At 74.0% G+C, this 18,672-nt stretch carries 18 protein-coding genes; 11 read left to right on the top strand and 7 right to left on the bottom strand.

Features of this window, described 5'->3' with window-relative positions:
* Nucleotides 1-15: 15 nt before the first annotated feature.
* Nucleotides 16-4,431, bottom strand: coding sequence for an HAD-IC family P-type ATPase (locus ACIG87_RS09780; RefSeq protein ID WP_396849824.1), 4,416 nt, complete (start codon nucleotides 4,429-4,431; stop codon nucleotides 16-18).
* 147 nt (nucleotides 4,432-4,578) lie between these two features.
* On the opposite strand from ACIG87_RS09780, the gene ACIG87_RS09775 reads away from it, so the two are divergent.
* The 5 genes from ACIG87_RS09775 (at nucleotide 4,579) to ACIG87_RS09755 (ending at nucleotide 8,183) form a co-directional block, all read left to right on the top strand.
* A complete protein-coding gene (locus ACIG87_RS09775; protein WP_396849823.1) occupies nucleotides 4,579-4,899 on the top strand; it encodes a hypothetical protein in 321 nt (106 codons plus the stop codon).
* 89 nt (nucleotides 4,900-4,988) lie between these two features.
* On the top strand, nucleotides 4,989-6,359 hold the full coding sequence (locus ACIG87_RS09770) for an MFS transporter (protein ID WP_396849822.1): 1,371 nt from the start codon (nucleotides 4,989-4,991) through the stop codon (nucleotides 6,357-6,359).
* A gap of 193 nt (nucleotides 6,360-6,552) precedes the next feature.
* Nucleotides 6,553-7,338: an SDR family oxidoreductase gene (locus ACIG87_RS09765; RefSeq protein WP_396849820.1), complete on the top strand. Its 786-nt coding sequence runs from the start codon at nucleotides 6,553-6,555 to the stop codon at nucleotides 7,336-7,338.
* A 37-nt stretch (nucleotides 7,339-7,375) separates the two neighbouring features.
* Nucleotides 7,376-7,570, top strand: a complete 195-nt coding sequence (locus tag ACIG87_RS09760) for a hypothetical protein (protein WP_396849818.1) — start codon at nucleotides 7,376-7,378, stop codon at nucleotides 7,568-7,570.
* Nucleotides 7,571-7,634: 64 nt separating this feature from the next.
* A complete protein-coding gene (locus ACIG87_RS09755) occupies nucleotides 7,635-8,183 on the top strand; it encodes a YbaK/EbsC family protein (RefSeq protein WP_396849817.1) in 549 nt (182 codons plus the stop codon).
* A 61-nt stretch (nucleotides 8,184-8,244) separates the two neighbouring features.
* Here the strand turns inward: ACIG87_RS09755 and ACIG87_RS09750 are convergent, their stop codons facing one another.
* From ACIG87_RS09750 to proS, 4 genes are read right to left on the bottom strand one after another with little or no spacing between them, the layout of a single operon-like run.
* Entirely contained in the window at nucleotides 8,245-8,877 is a 633-nt protein-coding gene (locus ACIG87_RS09750) for a DsbA family protein (protein ID WP_396849816.1), read from the bottom strand.
* 20 nt (nucleotides 8,878-8,897) lie between these two features.
* Nucleotides 8,898-9,323, bottom strand: a complete 426-nt coding sequence (locus tag ACIG87_RS09745) for a SufE family protein (protein ID WP_396849814.1) — start codon at nucleotides 9,321-9,323, stop codon at nucleotides 8,898-8,900.
* Between the two features lie 39 nt (nucleotides 9,324-9,362).
* On the bottom strand, nucleotides 9,363-9,782 hold the full coding sequence (locus ACIG87_RS09740; protein ID WP_396849812.1) for a CBS domain-containing protein: 420 nt from the start codon (nucleotides 9,780-9,782) through the stop codon (nucleotides 9,363-9,365).
* Between the two features lie 58 nt (nucleotides 9,783-9,840).
* Nucleotides 9,841-11,673, bottom strand: coding sequence for a proline--tRNA ligase (gene proS / locus ACIG87_RS09735; protein WP_396849810.1), 1,833 nt, complete (start codon nucleotides 11,671-11,673; stop codon nucleotides 9,841-9,843).
* Between the two features lie 170 nt (nucleotides 11,674-11,843).
* Here proS and ACIG87_RS09730 point away from each other — a divergent pair, with 170 nt between their 5' ends.
* A complete protein-coding gene (locus ACIG87_RS09730; RefSeq protein WP_396849809.1) occupies nucleotides 11,844-12,518 on the top strand; it encodes a class I SAM-dependent DNA methyltransferase in 675 nt (224 codons plus the stop codon).
* A 74-nt stretch (nucleotides 12,519-12,592) separates the two neighbouring features.
* On the opposite strand, the gene ACIG87_RS09725 is transcribed toward ACIG87_RS09730, so the two are convergent.
* Entirely contained in the window at nucleotides 12,593-12,787 is a 195-nt protein-coding gene (locus ACIG87_RS09725) for a DUF397 domain-containing protein (RefSeq protein ID WP_396849808.1), read from the bottom strand.
* Between the two features lie 409 nt (nucleotides 12,788-13,196).
* On the opposite strand from ACIG87_RS09725, the gene ACIG87_RS09720 reads away from it, so the two are divergent.
* From ACIG87_RS09720 to ACIG87_RS09705, 4 genes are all read left to right on the top strand, one after another.
* Complete coding sequence (locus tag ACIG87_RS09720) at nucleotides 13,197-13,967, top strand: SGNH/GDSL hydrolase family protein (RefSeq protein ID WP_396849806.1); 771 nt, start codon at nucleotides 13,197-13,199, stop codon at nucleotides 13,965-13,967.
* Nucleotides 13,968-13,969: 2 nt separating this feature from the next.
* Nucleotides 13,970-14,524, top strand: coding sequence for an imidazolonepropionase-like domain-containing protein (locus ACIG87_RS09715; protein ID WP_396849804.1), 555 nt, complete (start codon nucleotides 13,970-13,972; stop codon nucleotides 14,522-14,524).
* Nucleotides 14,525-14,660: 136 nt separating this feature from the next.
* Nucleotides 14,661-15,563 carry a sulfurtransferase gene (locus tag ACIG87_RS09710; protein ID WP_396849802.1) on the top strand — a complete coding sequence of 301 codons (903 nt, stop codon included), beginning with the start codon at nucleotides 14,661-14,663 and terminating at the stop codon, nucleotides 15,561-15,563.
* Nucleotides 15,564-15,770: 207 nt separating this feature from the next.
* Nucleotides 15,771-17,402: a hypothetical protein gene (locus tag ACIG87_RS09705; RefSeq protein ID WP_396849801.1), complete on the top strand. Its 1,632-nt coding sequence runs from the start codon at nucleotides 15,771-15,773 to the stop codon at nucleotides 17,400-17,402.
* On the opposite strand, the gene ACIG87_RS09700 is transcribed toward ACIG87_RS09705, so the two are convergent.
* Nucleotides 17,374-17,796 (bottom strand): hypothetical protein, encoded by a 423-nt coding sequence (locus ACIG87_RS09700; protein WP_396849800.1) that lies wholly within the window; start codon nucleotides 17,794-17,796, stop codon nucleotides 17,374-17,376. The two genes, ACIG87_RS09705 and ACIG87_RS09700, sit on opposite strands and share 29 nt — an antisense overlap.
* Before the next feature lie 135 nt (nucleotides 17,797-17,931).
* Here ACIG87_RS09700 and ACIG87_RS09695 point away from each other — a divergent pair, with 135 nt between their 5' ends.
* Nucleotides 17,932-18,546, top strand: a complete 615-nt coding sequence (locus ACIG87_RS09695; RefSeq protein ID WP_396849798.1) for a TetR/AcrR family transcriptional regulator — start codon at nucleotides 17,932-17,934, stop codon at nucleotides 18,544-18,546.
* Nucleotides 18,547-18,672: the final 126 nt, after the last annotated feature.

The raw sequence follows: 18,672 nt of genomic DNA, 5'->3' as shown, positions 1-18,672 counted from the left end.
CGCCACGAGGGGCGGTCAGCGGGTGGGCGGGGCCGGTAGGTGTTCCACCAGTCGGGTCAGCGCGCCGTTGGCGAGGGTGGCACCGAGCGCCGAACCGGCGGCGATGCCCCAGCCCACCGGGCCGAGCGGGGTGCAACCGAAGAACTGGCTCACCCCGGGCGTCTGCACCACCACGGCGAGCACACCGACCGACGCCGCGGTCGAGGCGAGCACCGTGGGGCTGGTGCCGCCGGCCAGTACGGTCTGCCCCAGCTGGGTGCCGACCAGCGAGACCAGCGCCACCGTGCCGGCCCGTCGGCGGCGGCCGGTCCAGCGGGCCAACGTCCAACCGGTGGTCGCGCCGAGGGTGGTGGCGGCGGCGCGTAGCCCGATCTCCCGGGTCATGGTGCCGCCGAGCGAGGCGTCGGGCCCCTCGCGGAGCAGTCCGTCGGCGTGGTCGGAGTCGGGCGGGCGGACCGCGATGGCCAGCGCCGGGGCCAGGTCGGTGAGCAGGTTGACCAGGAGCAGTTGCCGACCGTTGAGCGCGGACCGGCCGGTGACGGCGGCGCTGAGCACGCTGAACGCGATCTCGCCGAGGTTGCCGCCGACCAGGATGCTCAGCGCGTGGCGTACCGACGACCACATCGCCCGCCCCTCCACCAGGGTGGCGATGATGGTCTCCAACCGGTCGTCGGTGACCACCAGGTCGGCGGCGGCACGGGCGGCCGGGGTGCCCCGTTGGCCGAGGGCGATGCCCACGTCGGCCAGCCGGATCGCCGGGGCGTCGTTGGCGCCGTCGCCGGTCATCGCCACGGTACGCCCGCACCTCTGCAACGCCTGGATGATCCGTACCTTGTGCGCCGGAGTGCACCGGGCCACCACGTCGGTACGGCCCAGCCGCTCACCCAGGGCCGCGTCGTCCAACTGGTCCAGCTCGGTGGCGGTGACCACCCGCTGGCCGTCGGTCTCCGGACTGATCGCCGACGCGATCGCCTCGGCGGTGGCCGGATGGTCCCCGGTGATCATGATGGTGTGCACGCCGGCCTGTCGGATCCGGCGGACGGCCGGGGCGGCGCTGTCCCGTACCCCGTCGGCGAGGGCGAGGAAGCCGACGAAGACCAGCCCCCGCACCTCGTCGTCGGTGACCGCCTCGGCGCCGGCCCGGCACTCCGCCACGGCGAGAATCCGGTGCCCCGCCCCGGCCCGGTCGGCGAGCACGGTGTCCAGCCGGTCCCGGCATCCGTCGTCCAGCGGCTCGTCCCGGCCACCCGGGGTACGCCAGGACCCGCACCGGGGCAGCACCGTCTCCGGGGCACCCTTCACGCTGAGCAGCATTCCGTCGGCGGTCCGGCCGACGGTCGCGTGGTAGCCCCGGGACGGCTCGAACGGCAGCACCCCCACCGCCGCCCAACCGTCCGCGCCGGTCTGCTCGGTCACCTCCGCCTTCCGCGCGCCGTACCGGACCGCCCGGTCGGTGTGCTGCGGCAACTCCTCCGGATCGACCGCGTCCGGGGTGGCGCGCAGCCCGGCGGCGAGAATCCGGCGCAACCCGTCGTCGAGCCGGTCGACGGGAGCGAACCGGCCGTCGTCGCCGACCCCGGCGAGCAGCAGCTTTCCTTCGGTGAGGGTGCCGGTCTTGTCGAAGCAGAGCACGTCCACCCGGCCCAGCGCCTCGATGGTGCGCGGATTGCGGACCAGCGCGCCGTGCTCGGCCAGCCGCCGCGCGGCGGCCAACTGGGCCGCACTGACCAGGAACGGCAGCCCCTCCGGCACCGACGCCACGGCCAGGTTCGCGGCGGTCGCCGCCGTCTGCCCCAGCGGTACGCCCCGCAGCAGCCCCGCCCCGGCCACCGCGATCGCCGACCCGGCGGCCAGCGGGATCGCCGAGCGGGTGAGCCGGCCGAGCCGGGCCTCCACACCGCTCTCCGGCGGGGCCTGACGGGCCAGCGCGAGGCTCCGGCCGGACTCGGTCCCGGTGCCGGTCGCCACCACCACGGCGGTGCCGTGTCCGGTGGCGACGGTGGTGCCCTCGTACAGCATCGAGGTGCGGTCGGCCAGGGCGGCGGCGACCACCGGGTCGACCCTCTTGGTCACCGGCAACGACTCACCGGTCAGCGACGACTCGTCGGCCTCCAGCCCGTCGGCGGTGAGCACCCGGCAGTCGGCCGGCACCGCGTCCCCCGGCCCGAGGGTCACCACGTCGCCGGGGACCAGGTCCTCGGCGGCGGCCACCTTTTCGGCCCCGTCCCGCAGCACCCGGGCGGTGACCGCCGACCGGGACAGCAGTTCGGCCAGCGCCCGGTCGGTGTTGCGTTGGTGTACCGCCCCGACCAGCGCCGATCCGCCGACCACACCACCGACCAGGGCCGCGTCGACAAGCGAGCCGAACGCCGCGGAGAGGACCGCGCCGGCGGCCAGCACCGGCGTGAGCGGGTTGGCCAGCTCGTCGACGAAGGCCCGGAACAGGCCGACGGGGCCGGTCGAGGCGTCAGGGCCGGCGCAGTGCCGGCGCTGCGCCTCGGCGTCGGTCAACCCGTCCGGGGTGGTGTCGAGCTGGCGCAGCACGGTCGACACCGGCATCAGGTGCCAGGCGGTGGTGGCCGGCACCGGGCCCTCGGCCGGGTCGGGCAGCCGGCGGGCCCGCCACACTCCGTGGGCGAAGGCCAACGCCGCCGCGCCGTTGACGGCGGCGAGGGTACGACCGGGCAGCTGCGGGGCTGCGGCGGTGAACGCGCCCAACGCGCCGAGCCCGGTGCCGGCCATGGCGAGGCGGATGTTCTGCCCGGTCATCCGCCGGGCCACCCCGGCCGCCTCGATCAGTAGCGCGGGAATCCGCAGGTCGGTGCCGACGAGCAGGTGGGCTCCCCACGGGGGCAGATCCTCGGGGGCGGCCACGCCGAGCCCGCAGTCGGACCCGGCCAGCGCCGCCCGGTCGCCGGAGACCAGCATCACCACCGCGCCGTCGTGTTGCAGGGCGCGGACGGACTCGGCGAGCCGGTCCCCGCCGGGCAGCACCGCGTCGGCGAAACCGTACCGCTGCGGTTCGGCACCGGCCACCACCAGGCGCAGGCCGGCGTGCCGGGCGGCGGCGGGCAGCGCGTCCACGCCAGGAGCCGGTTCCGGTGCGACCCGGACGACGGCGGTGAGGGCGTCGCCGTGGACGAGACCGAGCAGCGGTCCGCCGCCCGCGCGCAGCCGTCGGCTGTCCGGGGTGTCACCCGGGTCGTCGGCGTCGAGGTCGGCCAGCGGACCGAGCCGCCAACCGTCCGCCTCGTGGACGTCGTCCGGGTGGTCGGGGTCGAAGAGGGCGAACGCCCGGCCGGCCACCTCCCCGGTGTCCGTGTCGGACAGCGGTGCCAGGTCGGCGAGGACGCCACGCTGCGAGCCGAGCACGGCGGCGTCCAGCACCACCGTGTCGATCCGGTCGAGTTCCCGCAGCACACTACGGTCCATCGCGATCACGCCGCGCCGGGCGAGTATCCGGCCGAGCTGGGCGGCGTACCCCTCGCGGCCACTGCCGGGGGCCTTGGGCAGCGCGGCGAGCCCGAGCGCGGCGGCCCGCTTCCGGCCGGCGACGGGCAGCGCGGCGGCCCCGGCGGTGGCCCCGGCGGCGAGCATCGTCGAGATGTACCGCTCGACGGGGCCGTCCGGCCGGGGGCAGGGTCGCCCGGGCCCGGGTGAGCGGGCGACGGCATGCTCCGGATCGCCGGTCAGCCTCGGTTCGGCCCGGGTCCAGGTGGCGAGCTGGGCGCGGGCCTCACCCCACTGCACGATCCGCTGCGCGCCGTCGAGGACGATGCCGGCCCAGCCGCCGGTCAGGCCCTGCACGACCGCTTCGGCGAGCGGGAACAGCACCTCGGCGCGGGGGTCGGCGCGCAACCCCCGGCCGGCGAGGTCGTGCAGCTTGGGGTGCAGGTCGACGGCGGTGAGCAGGCCGGCCACCTCACCCGGTATCGGGGTGAACGGCAGTATCCGGGTGGCGGCGGAGATGGTCAGGCCGAGCGCGTCGGAGGCGAGCGCGCCGAGGGTCCGGGGGGTACGCGGCCCGTCCTCCGGCGGATGCGGGGGCGGGATCTCCGGGTCCGGTTCGTGCGGGCAGACCCGTTCGACCCGGGCCACCGTGTCGATCAGGTCCCGCAGCTTCGGCTTCGGTTCCTCGACGGCCACCACCACCCGGCCGGAGGGGGCGTTCACCCGGGCCCAGGCCACCCCGGGCATCCGTTCCAACGCCGCCTCGACCTGGTGGGCCAGCCGGTCACCGCCGTCCTGGCAGACGCCGTGCACCTCGATGTGGTGCCGGCCGTCGCGGGACCAGACCCGGCGGCGGGTGAGCCCGGCCACCCGGGCCAGCCGCTCGGCAGCCGAACCGACGGTACGGGACGCCCCGCCGACCAACGGCGGCACCGGCACCGACGGGAGGATCCGGCCGGCGACCCGGCCCAGCGTGGTCATCGAGCGGTACGGCCGGCTCGTGGGCCCCGCCCCCCGCGGCTGTCGCCGTACGCCATCTCGCCTCCCGCTTTCGTCAGGCGGCCCGACTTCCCGGCGGGGCGTCCGTTATGCCCCCGGGGCGGGGGAAGTTTCCGCCGGTGGCAGGGCATGGACGGCGGTGGCGGTGGAACTCGGCTGGCGACCCGACGAGTCGGCAGGGAGGCCGGAATGAGCACGATCACGCGACATCTGAGCGGCGGCCGGGAGACGGTCCGCGCGTACACCCACCGGGTGGAGGTGCCGATGCTCGGCGAGGTGGCGGTGCCACCACCGGACAAGATCGCCTACTACGCCGGGTTGGGGGTGCTCGCCGCCCTCCAGGTCATCGAGTGGCCGCTGGCCCTGGTGATCACCGCCGGTCACCTGCTCGCCGACCAGCACCTGTCGGGGCTGGCCAAGGGGCTCGGGGAGGCGCTGGAGTCGGCGTGACGAGACCGGGCTCACCCTTGACCTGAACCGGGGTGCAGGTCGCAGGCTGTGCCCATGCCACACGTACCGTCCCGGGCCGGGACCATCCGGTGACCGCCACCCTGAACCCGGCGGCACGCCTCTACGATCCGCGGCTGCGGGCGATGACGGTGGGCATCGTCGCCCTGGTGTCGCTGCTCGCCTTCGAGGCGCTGGCGGTGGGCACCGCCATGCCCACGGTGGCCCGTGCGCTGGACGGGCTGGGGCTGTACGCGCTCGCCTTCGGCGGCCCGTTCGCCGCCGGTGTGCTGGCCATGGTGCTCTCCGGCATCTGGTGCGACGCCCGGGGGCCACGTGCCCCGATGTGGGGCGGGGTGGGGTTGTTCGTCGTCGGGTTGCTCGTCGCCGGGAGCGCCACCGCGATGGGCACCCTGGTGGTCGGTCGGGCGGTGCAGGGCTTCGGGTCCGGGCTGCTCTCCGTCGCGCTGTACGTGGTGGTCGGACAGGCGTACCCGGAGGAGTTGCGGCGTCGGGTCTTCGCCGCGTTCGCGGCGGCGTGGGTCATTCCGGCGCTGGTCGGTCCGGCGGTGGCCGGGCTGATCGTCGAGTACCTCGGCTGGCGCTGGGTCTTCCTCGCCGTGCCGTTGGTGGCGTTGCCGGCGGTGCTGCTGGTCGAGTCGGGCCTGCGCACACTCGACCGACCGGTGCCGGTCGGGCCCCCGGCCGGGGCGGCGGCCCGGATCGGCTGGGCGGCCGGGGCGGGGGTGAGCGCCGCACTGCTGCACCACGGGGGGCAGCAGCGCGGCGCGTTGGCCGTGACCCTGGTGGTGGTGGCCCTGGCCGGGCTGGGGGTGTGCGCGCCCCGGCTGCTGCCGGCGGGGTTCCTGCGGGCGGCCCGGGGCCTGCCCACGGTGGTGGGCCTGCGTGGGCTGGCGGCGGCGGCGTTCGCGGGCGCGGAGGTGGTGATCCCGCTGATGCTGTCCCGGGAGCGGGGTTTCTCGCCGACCGCCGCCGGTCTGGTGCTCACCGTCGGGGCGCTCTCCTGGGCGGCAGCTTCCTGGTCGCAGGGTCGGCTGCCGCCGCCGCGTTCCTCGGCGACCCTGCCCCGGCTGGGGCTGGCCTGCGTGGCGGCGGGTACGGCCACGGTCACCCTCGCCGTCTGGCCGGCGGTGCCGGTGGCGGTCGGGGTGGTCGGTTGGGCGGTGGCCGGGCTGGGGATGGGCCTGGCGTACCCGTCGCTGTCGGTGTTGACCCTGGCCCTGTCGGCCCCCGACGAGCAGGGTCGCAACAGCTCGTCGCTGCAACTGGCCGACTCGCTCTTCACCGCCACCGTGCTGGCGTTGACCGGCGCGGTGCTCGCCGCCGGGACGGCACCCGGCCCGGCCGGGTACGCGGGGATGCTCGCCGTGGCGGTGGGCTGTGCCCTGCTCGGCGCGCTGCTCGCCGGCCGGGTGACGCCGGTCGGGGGGCGAACCGCCTGATCCACCGAATCCCGCCCGGTCGACCGGTGCGACGGTGAGGATGGGTGGGCGTCCCGCACCGCCGGTGACCGCCGCCCGGTCCACTTCGTCGCGTCGGCCGTGGTCGACCTGTTGGGGTGTGGTCGTCCCGTCCCGGGTCGCTGTCACGTTCCGGGGCACTGTCCCGTCGGACGGTCGGCAGGGGGGAGACGAGATGCGGGTGCTGGTGACGGGTGCGGGCGGGACGTTGGGCCGGGCGGTGCTGCCCCGGTTGCGTACCGACGGTTTCACGGTGCGGGCGATGAGCCGACGGCCCCGGCACGATCCGGCGGCGGACTGGGTGGTCGCCGACCTCGGCACCGGCGTCGGGTTGGCCGAGGCGGTCGCCGGGGTGGACGCGGTGCTGCACCTGGCGTCCCTGCCCGGCGGCGGTGCCCGGACCCACCGGGTGGACGTGCTGGGCACCCGCCGGTTGGCGCTGGCCGCCGGTCGGGCCGGGGTGGGCCACCTGCTGTACGTCTCGATCGTCGGCGTGGACCGGGTGCCGATCCCGTACTACCGGCACAAACTGGCGGCGGAGCAGGTGGTGGCCGCCGGGCCGGTGCCGTGGACGGTGTTGCGGGCCACCCAGTTCCCGGTGTTCCTGGACGGACTGTTGCGGACGGTGGGTCGGCTCGGCCCGGTGCTGGGTGACCCGGCGGTGCTGGCCCAGCCGGTCGACCAGCACGAGGTGGCCGCCCGGCTCGCCGAACGCCTCACCACCGGCCCACTGACCGGGGTCGAGGAGTACGGCGGCCCGCAGGTGCTCCGCTTCGACGAGGCGGTACGGGAATGGCGGGCGGCCCGGCGTTCCCGCCGCCCCCTGCTGCCGGTGCGCCTGCCGGGGCGGCTGGGCCGGGAACTGCGGGCGGGTGGGCTGACCACGAACGCCGTACCGACCGGGCGGCGGACCTGGGCCGATCACCTGGCCGACACGTACGGGGGAACCGACCGAAGATGAGCCGGATGCGGATTCACGTCCTGCCTACCGTGACGCCATGCTGCTCTTCGTCGTCACGGTGCTGCTCTACGTCTTCGGCCTGGTCTTCCTCTACGGGGTGATCCGCCTCGCGGTGCGGCACGGCATGGAGGATCTGGAGGCCCGCCGGCCGCAGGTGCTGCGGGCTGCACAGTCTGCGTCGGCCGACGACCGGGCATTCCTGCGGGAGAACTCCTTCCTCGGCGGCAACTGACCGCCGAGTCCGTGGGCGGGCCGGTGGGCGGGGCGCGGTGTGGGGTGCGAGGATCGCTGCCGTGATGGGAACGTTGAAGACCGAGCCCGCCCGGACCCGACTCGACCTGCTGGCCCCGCCGGTGGCCGCCGCGCTCGCGCAGTGGCCGGCGGAGGCGCCGGTCGACGTCGACGACGTCCTGGTCGCGCCGATCGACGCCACGCTGGCCGACACCGCAGCCTTCTGCGCGGCGTACGAGGTGGGGCTGGACGTGTCGGCGAACTGCGTGGTGGTGGCCGGCAAGCGGGAGGGCAGGATCCGGTACGCGGCCTGCGTGGTGCTCGCCACCACCCGGGCCGACGTCAACGGGGTGGTCCGCCGGGCGCTGGATGTCCGCAAGGCGAGCTTCGCCCCGATGACTGACGCGGTGGAGTCGACCGGGATGGAGTACGGCGGGATCACCCCGATCGGGCTGCCGGAGTCCTGGCCGATCCTGGTCGACGCCCGGGTGATCGCCACCCCGCACGTGATCATCGGATCCGGCGTGCGGCACAGCAAGATCGCCCTTCCGGGGCCGGCGCTCGGCGCGCTGCCGGGCGCGCGGGTCGTGGAGGGCCTGGCCCGACCCGCCTAGGCGGTGAAGTGCATCGATGTTGTTGCACGTGAAACATCGCGCCGGTCGATGCCTGCCCGGCTCAGTTGGTCGACTCGCGCTGGGCGACCTCGGTCAGGGCGGCGAGCAGGGTCTCCGGCTCCTGTGCCCCGGTGACGCCGTACTTTCCGGCGAGCACGAAGGTCGGCACGCTGGTCACCCCGAGCTGGTGGGCGGCGGCCAGGTCGGCGGCAACCTCGCGACGGCCCGCGTTCGAGGCCAGGTGGTCGCGCGCCTCGGTCTCGTCCAGCCCGACCGAGGTGGCCAGTTTGACCAGCTCTTCCGGTGAGCCGACGTCGACCCCGTCGGTGAAGTGCGCCCGGTAGAGCGCCTCGACCAGCTCACCCGCCCGCCCGTGCGCGTCGGCGAAGCGGACCAGCCGGTGCGCGTCGAAGGTGTTGGCGCTCACCGCCCGGTCGAAGTTCAGCGTCAGACCCACCTCGGCGGCCACCCCGGTCACCTGGCCGGCCATCGACTCGGCCCGCTGCCGGCCGCCGAACTTCGCGGCCAACGCGTCGAGCAGCGGCTGCGGCGTGGTCACCGGCGTCGGGTCGAGCTGGAAGGGCCGGTACCGGACGGTCACCTCACCGTCGTACGACGCCAGGGCCTGTTCCAGGCGGCGCTTGCCGATGTAGCACCAGGGGCAGACCACGTCGGCGTAGATCTCGATCTCCATGAACGGGGACAACCCGCCGCTCAGCCGGCTTGTTCCCGGACCTGCCGCTTGAGCCGGGCCAGGATCGCCGTGCCGCCGCGGATCCGCAGCGGGCTGATCGCCTGGGCCAGCCCCATCCGCTGGTAGAGATCGTCCGGCACGTCAAGCACCTGCTCGGCGCTCGCCCCGGCCAGCCCCTCGGCGAGGATGCCGGCGAAGGCGCGGGTGGTGGGCGCTTCCGGCGGGCAGTCGAAGACGGTGGTCACCGTCCGGTCCGGGTTGACCCGGGCGCGCAGGAAGAACGACGTCTGACACTCCGGAACCTGCTCCAGGTCGTCGCGGTCCACCCCGGCCGGCAGCGGCGGGATCACGTCGGCGTACTCCAGCAGCATCTCCAGCACCACGTCGCGCGGGGCGTCGGCGAACTCCTCGACGATCTCGGCCAGCTTCGTCGGCATCTCGGGCATCCCGCCAGGCTACCGCCGTCTGGGCCCTACCCTTCGTCGTCAGCCGTTGGGGGCGGCCTCGCTGATGTCGGCCAGCGCCGAGCTGGGGTCGAGCTGCATCGCCAGGTCGCCCAAGGAGACGATGCCGACGAGCTTGCGTTCGTTGTCGCAGACCAGGATGCGCCGGATGTTGCGCTCGCGCATCAACGCCACCGCCTCGCCGGCCGTGGAGTGCTGCTCGATCATGACCACCTCACGGGTGATGATCGATCCGATCGTGGTGCTGGTCGGGTCACTGCACTCGGCGACCGCCCGGACCACGATGTCCCGGTCGGTGAGCAGGCCCGCCAGCGTGGAGCCGTCGGTGACCACCACGTCCCCGATGTCGGCCTCCTTCATCACCCTGGCTGCTTCGTCCAGGGTGGTCTCTGCCGGCAGGTAGACCACCTGCTTCGTCATCACGTCACTGACCCGGTACATGAGAGCCTCCGCACAACACCCTTGGTCGATCCCACTTCGGTACCCCGTGGCGCGTTCGCTACACCCCGTCGCCGCGAACCCGACGCACCAGGTGCTCGACCAGGCCGTCCCACGGCACCTCGTCGCGCTCGCCGGTGGCCCGGTCGCGCAGCTCGACGTACCCGTCGGTGAGGCGGCGGCCGACCACGACGGCGCGCGGGATGCCGATCAGCTCGGCGTCGGTGAACTTCACCCCGGCGGAGACGTTGGTCCGGTCGTCGACGAGCACCCGCAGGCCGGCGGCCGACAGCCGGCCGCCGAGGTCGAGCGCCGCGTCGAGCTGCGGCCCCTTCCCGGCCGCCACCACGTGTACGTCGCACGGCGCGACCACCGCCGGCCAGACCAGCCCCCGCTCGTCGTGGTGCTGTTCGGCGATCGCCGCGACCGCCCGGGACACCCCGATGCCGTAGCAGCCCATGGTGGGCCGGACCGGCTTGCCCGCCGCGCCGAGCACGTCGAGCGAGAAGGCGTCGGTGAACCGGCGGCCGAGCTGGAAGATGTGCCCGATCTCGATACCCCGCCGCATGATCAGCTCACCGCCACCGGTGTCGTTGTTGCTGCTGCCGGTGTTGCCGGTGCCGGCGGCGGTGCTGGTGGCGGCGGCGGTGCTGGGGGTGCAGGCCGGGCAGGGGTCACCCGGGCGTACCTCGGCCGCCTCGATGGTGCCGTCGGGGACGAAGTCCCGCCCGCACACCACGTCGGTGGCGTGTCGCCCCGGCTCGTTCGCACCGGTCAGCCAGGCGGTGCCGGTAACCACCCGGGGGTCGACCAGGTAGCGGAGGCCGAGCTTGCCCAGCACCTGCGGCCCCAGGTAGCCACGGACCAGTTCGGGATGGGCGGCCCAGTCGTCGAAGACCGCCACGGCGGCCGGGTGCAGGGTCGCCGCCACCCGCTTGAGGTCCACCTCCCGGTCACCGGGCAGCCCGATCACCAGCACCTCGGTCGTCTCCGCACCGGGCCGCCGTACGGTCAGCACCACGTTCTTCAGGGTGTCGGCGGCGGTCCAGTCGTCCCGTCCGGCGAGGCGTCGGGCGTTGGCCAGCGCCACCAGGGCGGCGATGGTGGGCGTCTCCGGGGTGTCGTGCACCTCGGCGGGCCGGTGTGAATCAGGGTCACCGACGGCCGGGGCGGGTGTCGTCACCGCCTCGGTGTTCGCCGCGTAGTCGCAGGTCGTACAGCCGACGTAGGTGTCCTCACCGACCGGCGTGGTGGCCAGGAACTCCTCCGACGCCGACCCGCCCATCGCCCCGGAGACCGCGTGCACCACCGTGTAGTCCAGGCCCAACCGGTCGAAGACCCGCCGGTACGCGGCCCGGTGCCGGGCGTACGACTCGCGTAGGCCGTCGTCGTCCAGGTCGAACGAGTAGGCGTCCTTCATCAGGAACTCCCGCCCGCGCAGCAGCCCGGCGCGGGGCCGGGCCTCGTCGCGGAACTTCGTCTGGATCTGGAACAGCGTCAACGGGAAGTCCCGGTACGACGAGACCATGTCCTTGACCAGCAGCGTCGCCATCTCCTCGTGGGTGGGGGCGAGCAGGTGCTCGGCGCCCCGACGGTCGGCGAGGGTGAAGATGTCGTCGCCGTACTCCGTCCACCGCCCGCTGGTCCGGTACGGTTCCGCCGGCAGCAGCGCCGGGAAGTGCACCTCCTGGTCGCCGATCGCGGCCAGCTCCGACCGGACGATCTCGGTGACCCGGTCCAGCACCAGCTTGCCCAGCGGCAGCCAGGCGTACCCGCCCGGAGCGACGCGACGGATGTAACCGGCGCGCAGCAGGAGCCGGTGGCTCGGCACCTCCGCGTCCGCCGGATCCTCACGCAGGGTCCGCAGCACAGTGGTCGACGTCCGCAGCAACATCCGCGCAGCCTACGACCCCCCACCAGTTCCGCCCCCCCATTTCACCCCCCCCGCCCGTCCCGTCCCGTCGCCGTGTTGATCAAGAGGTTTGCGTCAGAACTCGGGCTCGTCGGCGCACAAACCTCTTGGTCAACAACGACGCGGGCGGGAGGGGCGGGGGCGGGAAATTGATGGACAGGGGTCTTCTGCTCGGTGGGCCGACGGTGGACCGGCTCGCCGCGCTCGCGGGTGACGGGCCGGCGTTGGAGTTCGCCATCGGCACCGGCCGGGTGGCCGTACCGCTCGCCGCGCGAGGGGTACCCGTCACCGGCATCGAGCTGTCCGCCCCGATGGTCGAGCAGCTACGCGCCAAGGTGGACGCTTCGACGATCCCGGTGATCGTCGGCGACATGGCGACCGCTGTCGCCCCGGGCGAGTACTCGCTGGTCTACCTCGTCTACAACACGATCGCCAACCTGCTCACCCAGGCGGAGCAGGTGGCGTGCTTCCGTAACGCCGCCCGCCACCTCGGCACCGGCGGTCGGTTCGTCATCGAGCTGTGGGTGCCCGAGCTGCGCAAACTCCCACCCGGCCAACAGGCCGTGGTGTGGCACTCCGAAGCCGGCTATATCGGCCTGGACACCTACGACGTGCTGGCGCAGCACGTCGTCTCGCACCACTTCAGGTTCGACGACAGCCGGCGGGCGGAGCTGTTCCGTACGCCGCACCGCTACATCTGGCCGGCCGAGCTGGACCTGATGGGGCAGCTCGCCGGGTTCGCGCTGGAGAGCCGGCACGCGGACTGGGCCGGCAGCGAGTTCACCGCCGAATCCCGCTCCCACGTCTCCGTCTACCGCCTGTCCTAGCGGCCCGCCGGGCGGGGACTGCCGGGGCCTGCGGGAGGAGACCCGCCGGGTGTCGCGCTCCCGGCGGGCGGCGATCAGCGGGTGCCGGCCAGGTCGCCGGTGGCGGTGACGAACGAGCGCCAGGTCTGTCGGCCGAAGGTGAGTACGGGGCCGGTCGGGTCCTTGCTGTCGCGGACGCCGACGACGCCGGACAGATTGTCGGCCACCTCGACGCACTCGCTGTTGCCGCTGCGGGTGGACTTGCGCCAGATCGCGCCGGTCAGCTCCATGACGTCATCACTTCCTTCATCAGCAGTATCGACTGACCGTGGGGCAGGGCCTCGCTGCGAACGCTCTTCCATCGAGAGATCAGGATAGTCAGCTCCCCGTCCTTGTCGATCGTGGTGCCGTCGAGCTGGTTCTCCAGGTAGCCGACCCAGCCACTGTCGTTGCCGAGCGCCAGCGTGAACGGGCCGGTGGGCGATCTGCTGGACCATCAGGCCCGCGGGGGTGTCGTGAGGGCTCGCAACGGGGGCGGAGTTGGGGTGTCCGGGTGGCCGGTCACCGCTACTTCGGGACAGGTGAGTGGATCACGAGGGTGCGATGACCTCTGACACGTTCGGGTGGTGGGTGGCGGCGCGCGAGGATCGGCCGGTGACAGACTGGTCGCCGCAGGCAACGAGGGCATGAGGGGGCGGCGTGCGCTGGGGAAGCTTCGTGGCGGTCGGGGACAGCTTCACCGAGGGCATGGACGACGCGTACCCGGACGGCACCTACCGGGGCTGGGCGGACCTGGTGGCGACCCGGCTGGCCGCCGAGGCCGGGCCGGACTTCCGCTACGCGAACCTGGCGATCCGGGGGCGGCTCTTCCCGAGCGTCGTCGCCGAGCAGGTGCCCGCCGCGCTCGCCATGAGGCCCGACCTGATCAGCTTCGCGGCCGGCGGCAACGACGTGCTGCGCCGCACCTTCGACCCGGCCGCGCTGACCACCCGTTTCGACGACGTGGTGGCCCGGTTGCGCTCCGGCGGCGCCGACGTGGTGCTGTTCCGGTTCGCCGACGTGATGGCCCGGCTGCCCGGCCAGCGGCTCGTCGCGCCCCGGATCGACCTGGTCAACCGGGCCGTCGGGGAGACCGCCGAGCGGCACGGCGCGATCCTGGTCGACCTGTACGCCGACGACACGTTCCGGCTCAACCCGATGCTCTGGAGCACCGACCGGCTGCACCTGTCCGCCGCCGGGCACCGTCGGGTGGCCGCCCAGGTGCTGACCGCGCTCGGGGTGGGCTGCGACGAGGAGTGGTTGATGGTGCCGGAGCACCCGGCCCCCACCCCGTGGCTCGCCGCCCGCGCCGCCGACCTGCGCTGGGCCGGCCGGCACCTGGCCCCGTGGATCACCCGCCGGCTCACCGGCCGCTCCTCCGGCGACACGGTCACCGCGAAGCGTCCGATCCTCGGCCCGATGGCCGACTGAGCATGCGGACCATTCACACCGTCCCGCTGCTACGACTCACCACCGACAACGGGCCACCGCCGGACCAGCCGGTCCGGGGCGATGGCGACGGCGGAACACCGCCGGGCCAAGCGGTCCGGGGCAGCGGCGGGCCACCGCCGGACCAGCCGGTCCACGGCGGGTCGCTGCCGGACTGGGCGATCCTGGTCGACGGCGAGCGGATCGAGGCGGTCGGTCCGGCCGGGCAGCTGACGCAGGCGTACCCACAGGTGCGGGTGCGGCGGTGGCCCGGCACCCTCGGGCCGGCGCTGGTGCACGACGGGCCGCTGCCGCCTGCCCCCAGCCCGCGCGAACGGGTGCACGCCCTGCTCCGGGCCGGCGTCGGGGCGGTGCTCGCCGCGCACCTCACCGATCCGGCGGTACGGGCGGCCGTGGCCCGCAACGACCTCGCCGTCCTCGACGCGGTACGCGCCCCCGCCCTTGCTGCCGGCGGCCGGGCCGACCTGGCCGTCTTCGCCGACGACGGGCGCTGCCTCGCCACCGTCATCGCCGGCCGCCTGGTGCACCGCCGCGCCTGACCGGTCGGCTGTGGGCGTACCGTTGCGCCTGATCAGGCTGGTCGGGGGCGTACCGCCGTGCCTGAGCGGGAAGGCCGGTCACCGGTCCTGTCCGGTTGCCCGGTCGGCGGGCCGGGTTCCGGCGTAACTTGGGCTCATGTCTGTGCCCAGTGATCCGCATCCCCGCCTCCAGTCGTACGCCGACCCGCAGCGGCTGGTCACCACCGAATGGTTGGCCGAGCACCTCGGCGACGAGGGTCTCGTCGTGGTCGAATCCGACGAGGACGTGCTGCTCTACGACACCGGTCACCTCCCGGGTGCCGTCAAGGTCGACTGGCACACCGAGCTGAACGACCAGGTCACCCGGGACTACCTGGACGCGGAGAGCTTCGCCGAGCTGTGCGCGGCCAAGGGCATCGGCCGGGGTGACACGGTTGTCTTCTACGGTGACAACTTCAACTGGTGGGCCGCGTACGCGCTGTGGGTGTTCACCCTGTTCGGTCACGCCGACGTACGGCTGCTCGACGGCGGCCGGCAGAAGTGGATCGCCGAGGGGCGGGAGCTGACCCGGGAGAAGACGGTCCGGCCACGCGCCGACTATCCGGTGTCGCAGCGCAACGACGCGCCGGTGCGGGCGTACCGGGAACAGGTGATGGCGCACGTGGCCGCCGGCCGACCGCTGGTCGACGTCCGTTCGCCGGGCGAGTACACCGGCGAGATGCTGCACATGCCGGACTACCCGCAGGAGGGTGCGCTGCGCGGCGGGCACATCCCGGGCGCGGTGAGCAAGCCGTGGAAGTCCGCCGCGAACGACGACGGCACCTTCAGGTCCGCCGACGAGCTGCGGGCCATCTACACCGACCAGCTCGGGCTGAGCCCGGCCGACGACGTGGTGGCGTACTGCCGGATCGGCGAGCGGTCCAGCCACACCTGGTTCGTGCTGCACCACCTGCTGGGCTACCCGCAGGTGCGCAACTACGACGGCTCGTGGACCGAGTGGGGCAACCTGGTCCGGGCCCCCGTCGTGCAGGGCGACCAGCCCGGCGGCCTCGCCAGCTGACCGCCGCGCCTCCGCCAACCCTCGATCACCGGCCTCCGGCAGCGCTTCTGGTGGCTTGTTGCGGTGTCCCGAGTCGGGACACCGCAACAAGCCGACGACCGCCCGGGATCCGGAGCCGGTCGACGGTAGATCGGCGGGAAGTACGACACGCGGTCGCCGGGCAGGGGAGCCTGATGGTGAGCCCCGGCTACCCCGTGAGGAGCGGACGTGCGCAGACCGGAACGCCGCCTGGTGGCGCTCTTCGCCCTGACCGCCCTGCCACCGGCGGTCGAGGCGGTGCTGCTGGTCCACTTCGGGTTCATCGCCGCCGAGGGGCTGTCCCCCCAGGTCACCGCCGTCTGGCCGTACGACACCTACCACGACCTGCGCTGGCTGTACGTCTACCACGACTCGTGGCCCGACTTCCTGGTCGGGCTGCTGCTGGTGATCGGGTTCCGGGGGCTGCTCACCACCGGGCTGGTCGTGCTGGCCTGGCCTTCCGAGGTGCCCCGGCCCGGCCTGCGCTGGCTGCTCGGGCGCAACTTCGGGCTGTCCGCGGTGGTCACCGTGCTGGTCTCGCCGTGGGCGGTGATCTCGGTGGCGGCATCCGTGGTCGCGCTCTCCTGGGTGCTGCTCGCCTCGCTGCTGCCGATGTTCCTGCTCGCGCCGTTCCTGCAACGCGCCGCCGTGGTCGGGCCATGGTGGCGCGGGCTGCCGTCGATCGCGCTGGTCGGCTGGTCCCTGCTGAACTTCGTGGTGATCACCGTGGCCGGCGCGCTGTGTTGGAGCGTCCCCGGCTGGTGGACGGTGCCGGTCGCGATGCTCGCCGGGGTGGCCAACGGGCTGCTCTGGGAACGCACCGTGCACGTCGCCGTGCTGGCGCCCCGGGTGCGCTGGGCCCGGGTGCCGGCCACCCCGATCGCGGTTCTGCTGGCCCTCGTCGTACCACTGGCGATACCTGCGCTGGTGCAGGTCGTCCCGGCCGGGGTGACGATCGAGCAGGTGGTGCTCGGTCAGCGGCTGCCGGCGGACGTGGGGCACGCGGTGATCGTCCTGGCCGGCCACGGCTCCGCCTACGACGGCACCGCGCCCGTCGACCCGAACGTGGAGCGCTTCTCCTACCGGGGGCTGGCCGGGGACGGTCGGCCGCTGCCGTACCAGCCGGTGGACACCGCCCGGTCACTGGAGAGCGGGGCCGTCCTGCTGGAGAACCAGGTGGACCGGCTGCACCGCCGTACCGGTCGGCCGGTCGCCCTGATCGGGGAGAGCGAGGGGGCGATGCTGGCCCGTACCTACCTCGCGCAGCGCCCCCACGCGGCGGTGGACACCCTGGTCATGTTCAGCCCGTTGATCAATGCCGGCCGGGCCTACTACCCGCCGTCGGAGGCGTCCCACGGCTGGGGGGTGGTCACGGGGTGGCAGCTCCGCGCCCTGTTCGGGGTGATCGACCTGGTCGAGGGCAACGGCAGCGGCCCGGACGAGCCGTTCATCCGCTCGCTGCTGGACAACGCGCCCTTCTACCGCAACCAGTTGATGTGTCCGGTGCCGGGTGTCCGGATGGTGGCCTTCCTACCGACCACCACGGCCACCGAGGCGCCTCCCGGCGAGTACACCGGCATCCCGGTCTTCCAGATGCCCGGGGTGCACGGCGGGCTACTGGGTCGGTCGCTGGTCCAGAGCCGTCTGATCCACTTCCTCGCCGGCGTGCCGGAGAGCCGGATGCGCCGGGAGTATCCGCTGCTCCAGCAGCTCGGCGCGGCCTGGCAGGCGCCGCCGCTGGCGATCGAGGCCAATCCGGCCTGGACCGAGGAGCGCCAGCCGGACCCGTCCTTCACCGGGAAGGTCTGCCAGCCGGCCTGACCGGCGCGTCGGGGCGGCCGGCACGTCGGTGCCGGACGACCAGCCGCACGGCGGCCAGGGCCAACCCCGCCACGATCAACGCCTCGATCGGGCGGTACGGCGCGAAGAACAGGTGGACGACGACGGCCGCCACTCCGATCACCAGCGCGGTCGTCACCCACCGGCGTCGACCGATCGCGATGACCAGGCCGGTCGCCACCAGCAGCACCCCGGTGGCCAGGTGCAGCCACGCCCAGCTGGTGAGGTCGTAGAAGACCAACCCGTCGGCGTGCAGCGAGACGTACGCCACACCATCGCCCAGGTCGCTGATCCCGGCCAACACGTCCAAGCCCCCCGCGCCGGCCATCAGGCCCCCGGCGAGCGACAGCGACCGGTCCGGCTGCCGCACCGTCATCACCTCCCTCCGGGGCACACGATCGTCTCCAGGCTATGGCCGGTGCGCCGCGCCGTCCGGCGATCAGGGTCCGCCTGGTGAACCGGTGGGTAACCGAAGGCCCCCGGTGTCCGGTCCGAGGTCTACGCTTGCCAGGTGACTGTGGGGCAGCAGGCTAGGGGCAGCGCAGGCAGCGCGGGCCGGCGCCGGTCGAGGCGCGACGAGATCCTGGAGATCGCGGTCGGGCTCTTCGCCGCCCGGGGCTACCACGGGGTCTCCATGGACGACATCGGTGCCGCGGCCGGGGTGACCGGCCCGGCCCTCTACCACCACTTCGCCGGCAAGGAGGCGATGCTGGCCGCCGCGCTGATCCCGGTCAGCGAGGGGCTGCTCGACGGCGGCCGGGACCGGGCCGCCGGCCGACCGGGCGACCCACGCGGCGCGCTGGAGTCGCTGATCGACTTCCACGTCGACTTCGCGCTGGCCAACCCGGCGGTGATCGCCCTGCACCTGCACGAACTGGACCGTCTCCCGGACGAGCCGCGCCGTCGCATCCGCAAGCTCCAGCGGCTGTACGTCGAGGAGTGGGTGACCGTGCTGACCGCCCTGCACCCGGGGCTGCCCGACGGTGAGGCGCGGGTGCTGGCGCATGCCGCGTTCGGCCTGATGAACTCGACCCCGTTCCTCGGCGGCGAGGTCGACCGGCGTCGCCGGGCGGCGTTGCTGCGTGCCGCCGCGCTGGCCGCCCTGCTGGCCGAGACCGGTTCCTGACCGCACCCGCCTGACGCCCCCCGCGTGACGCGTGCCCCGGGGCACCCTGGGCGGCCCGCTGACCCGCGCGCCTGCCGTCCCCGAGGCCCGGGGCGGCACCGCCTGCCCCGACGCGCCGGGCGGCCG

Origin of the sequence: Micromonospora sp. NPDC051925 (assembly GCF_044548625.1) — a bacterium.
GTDB lineage: Bacteria > Actinomycetota > Actinomycetes > Mycobacteriales > Micromonosporaceae > Micromonospora.
The sequence above is the reverse complement of the archived record's forward strand: the minus strand, read 5'-3'. Positions and strand labels throughout refer to the sequence as shown.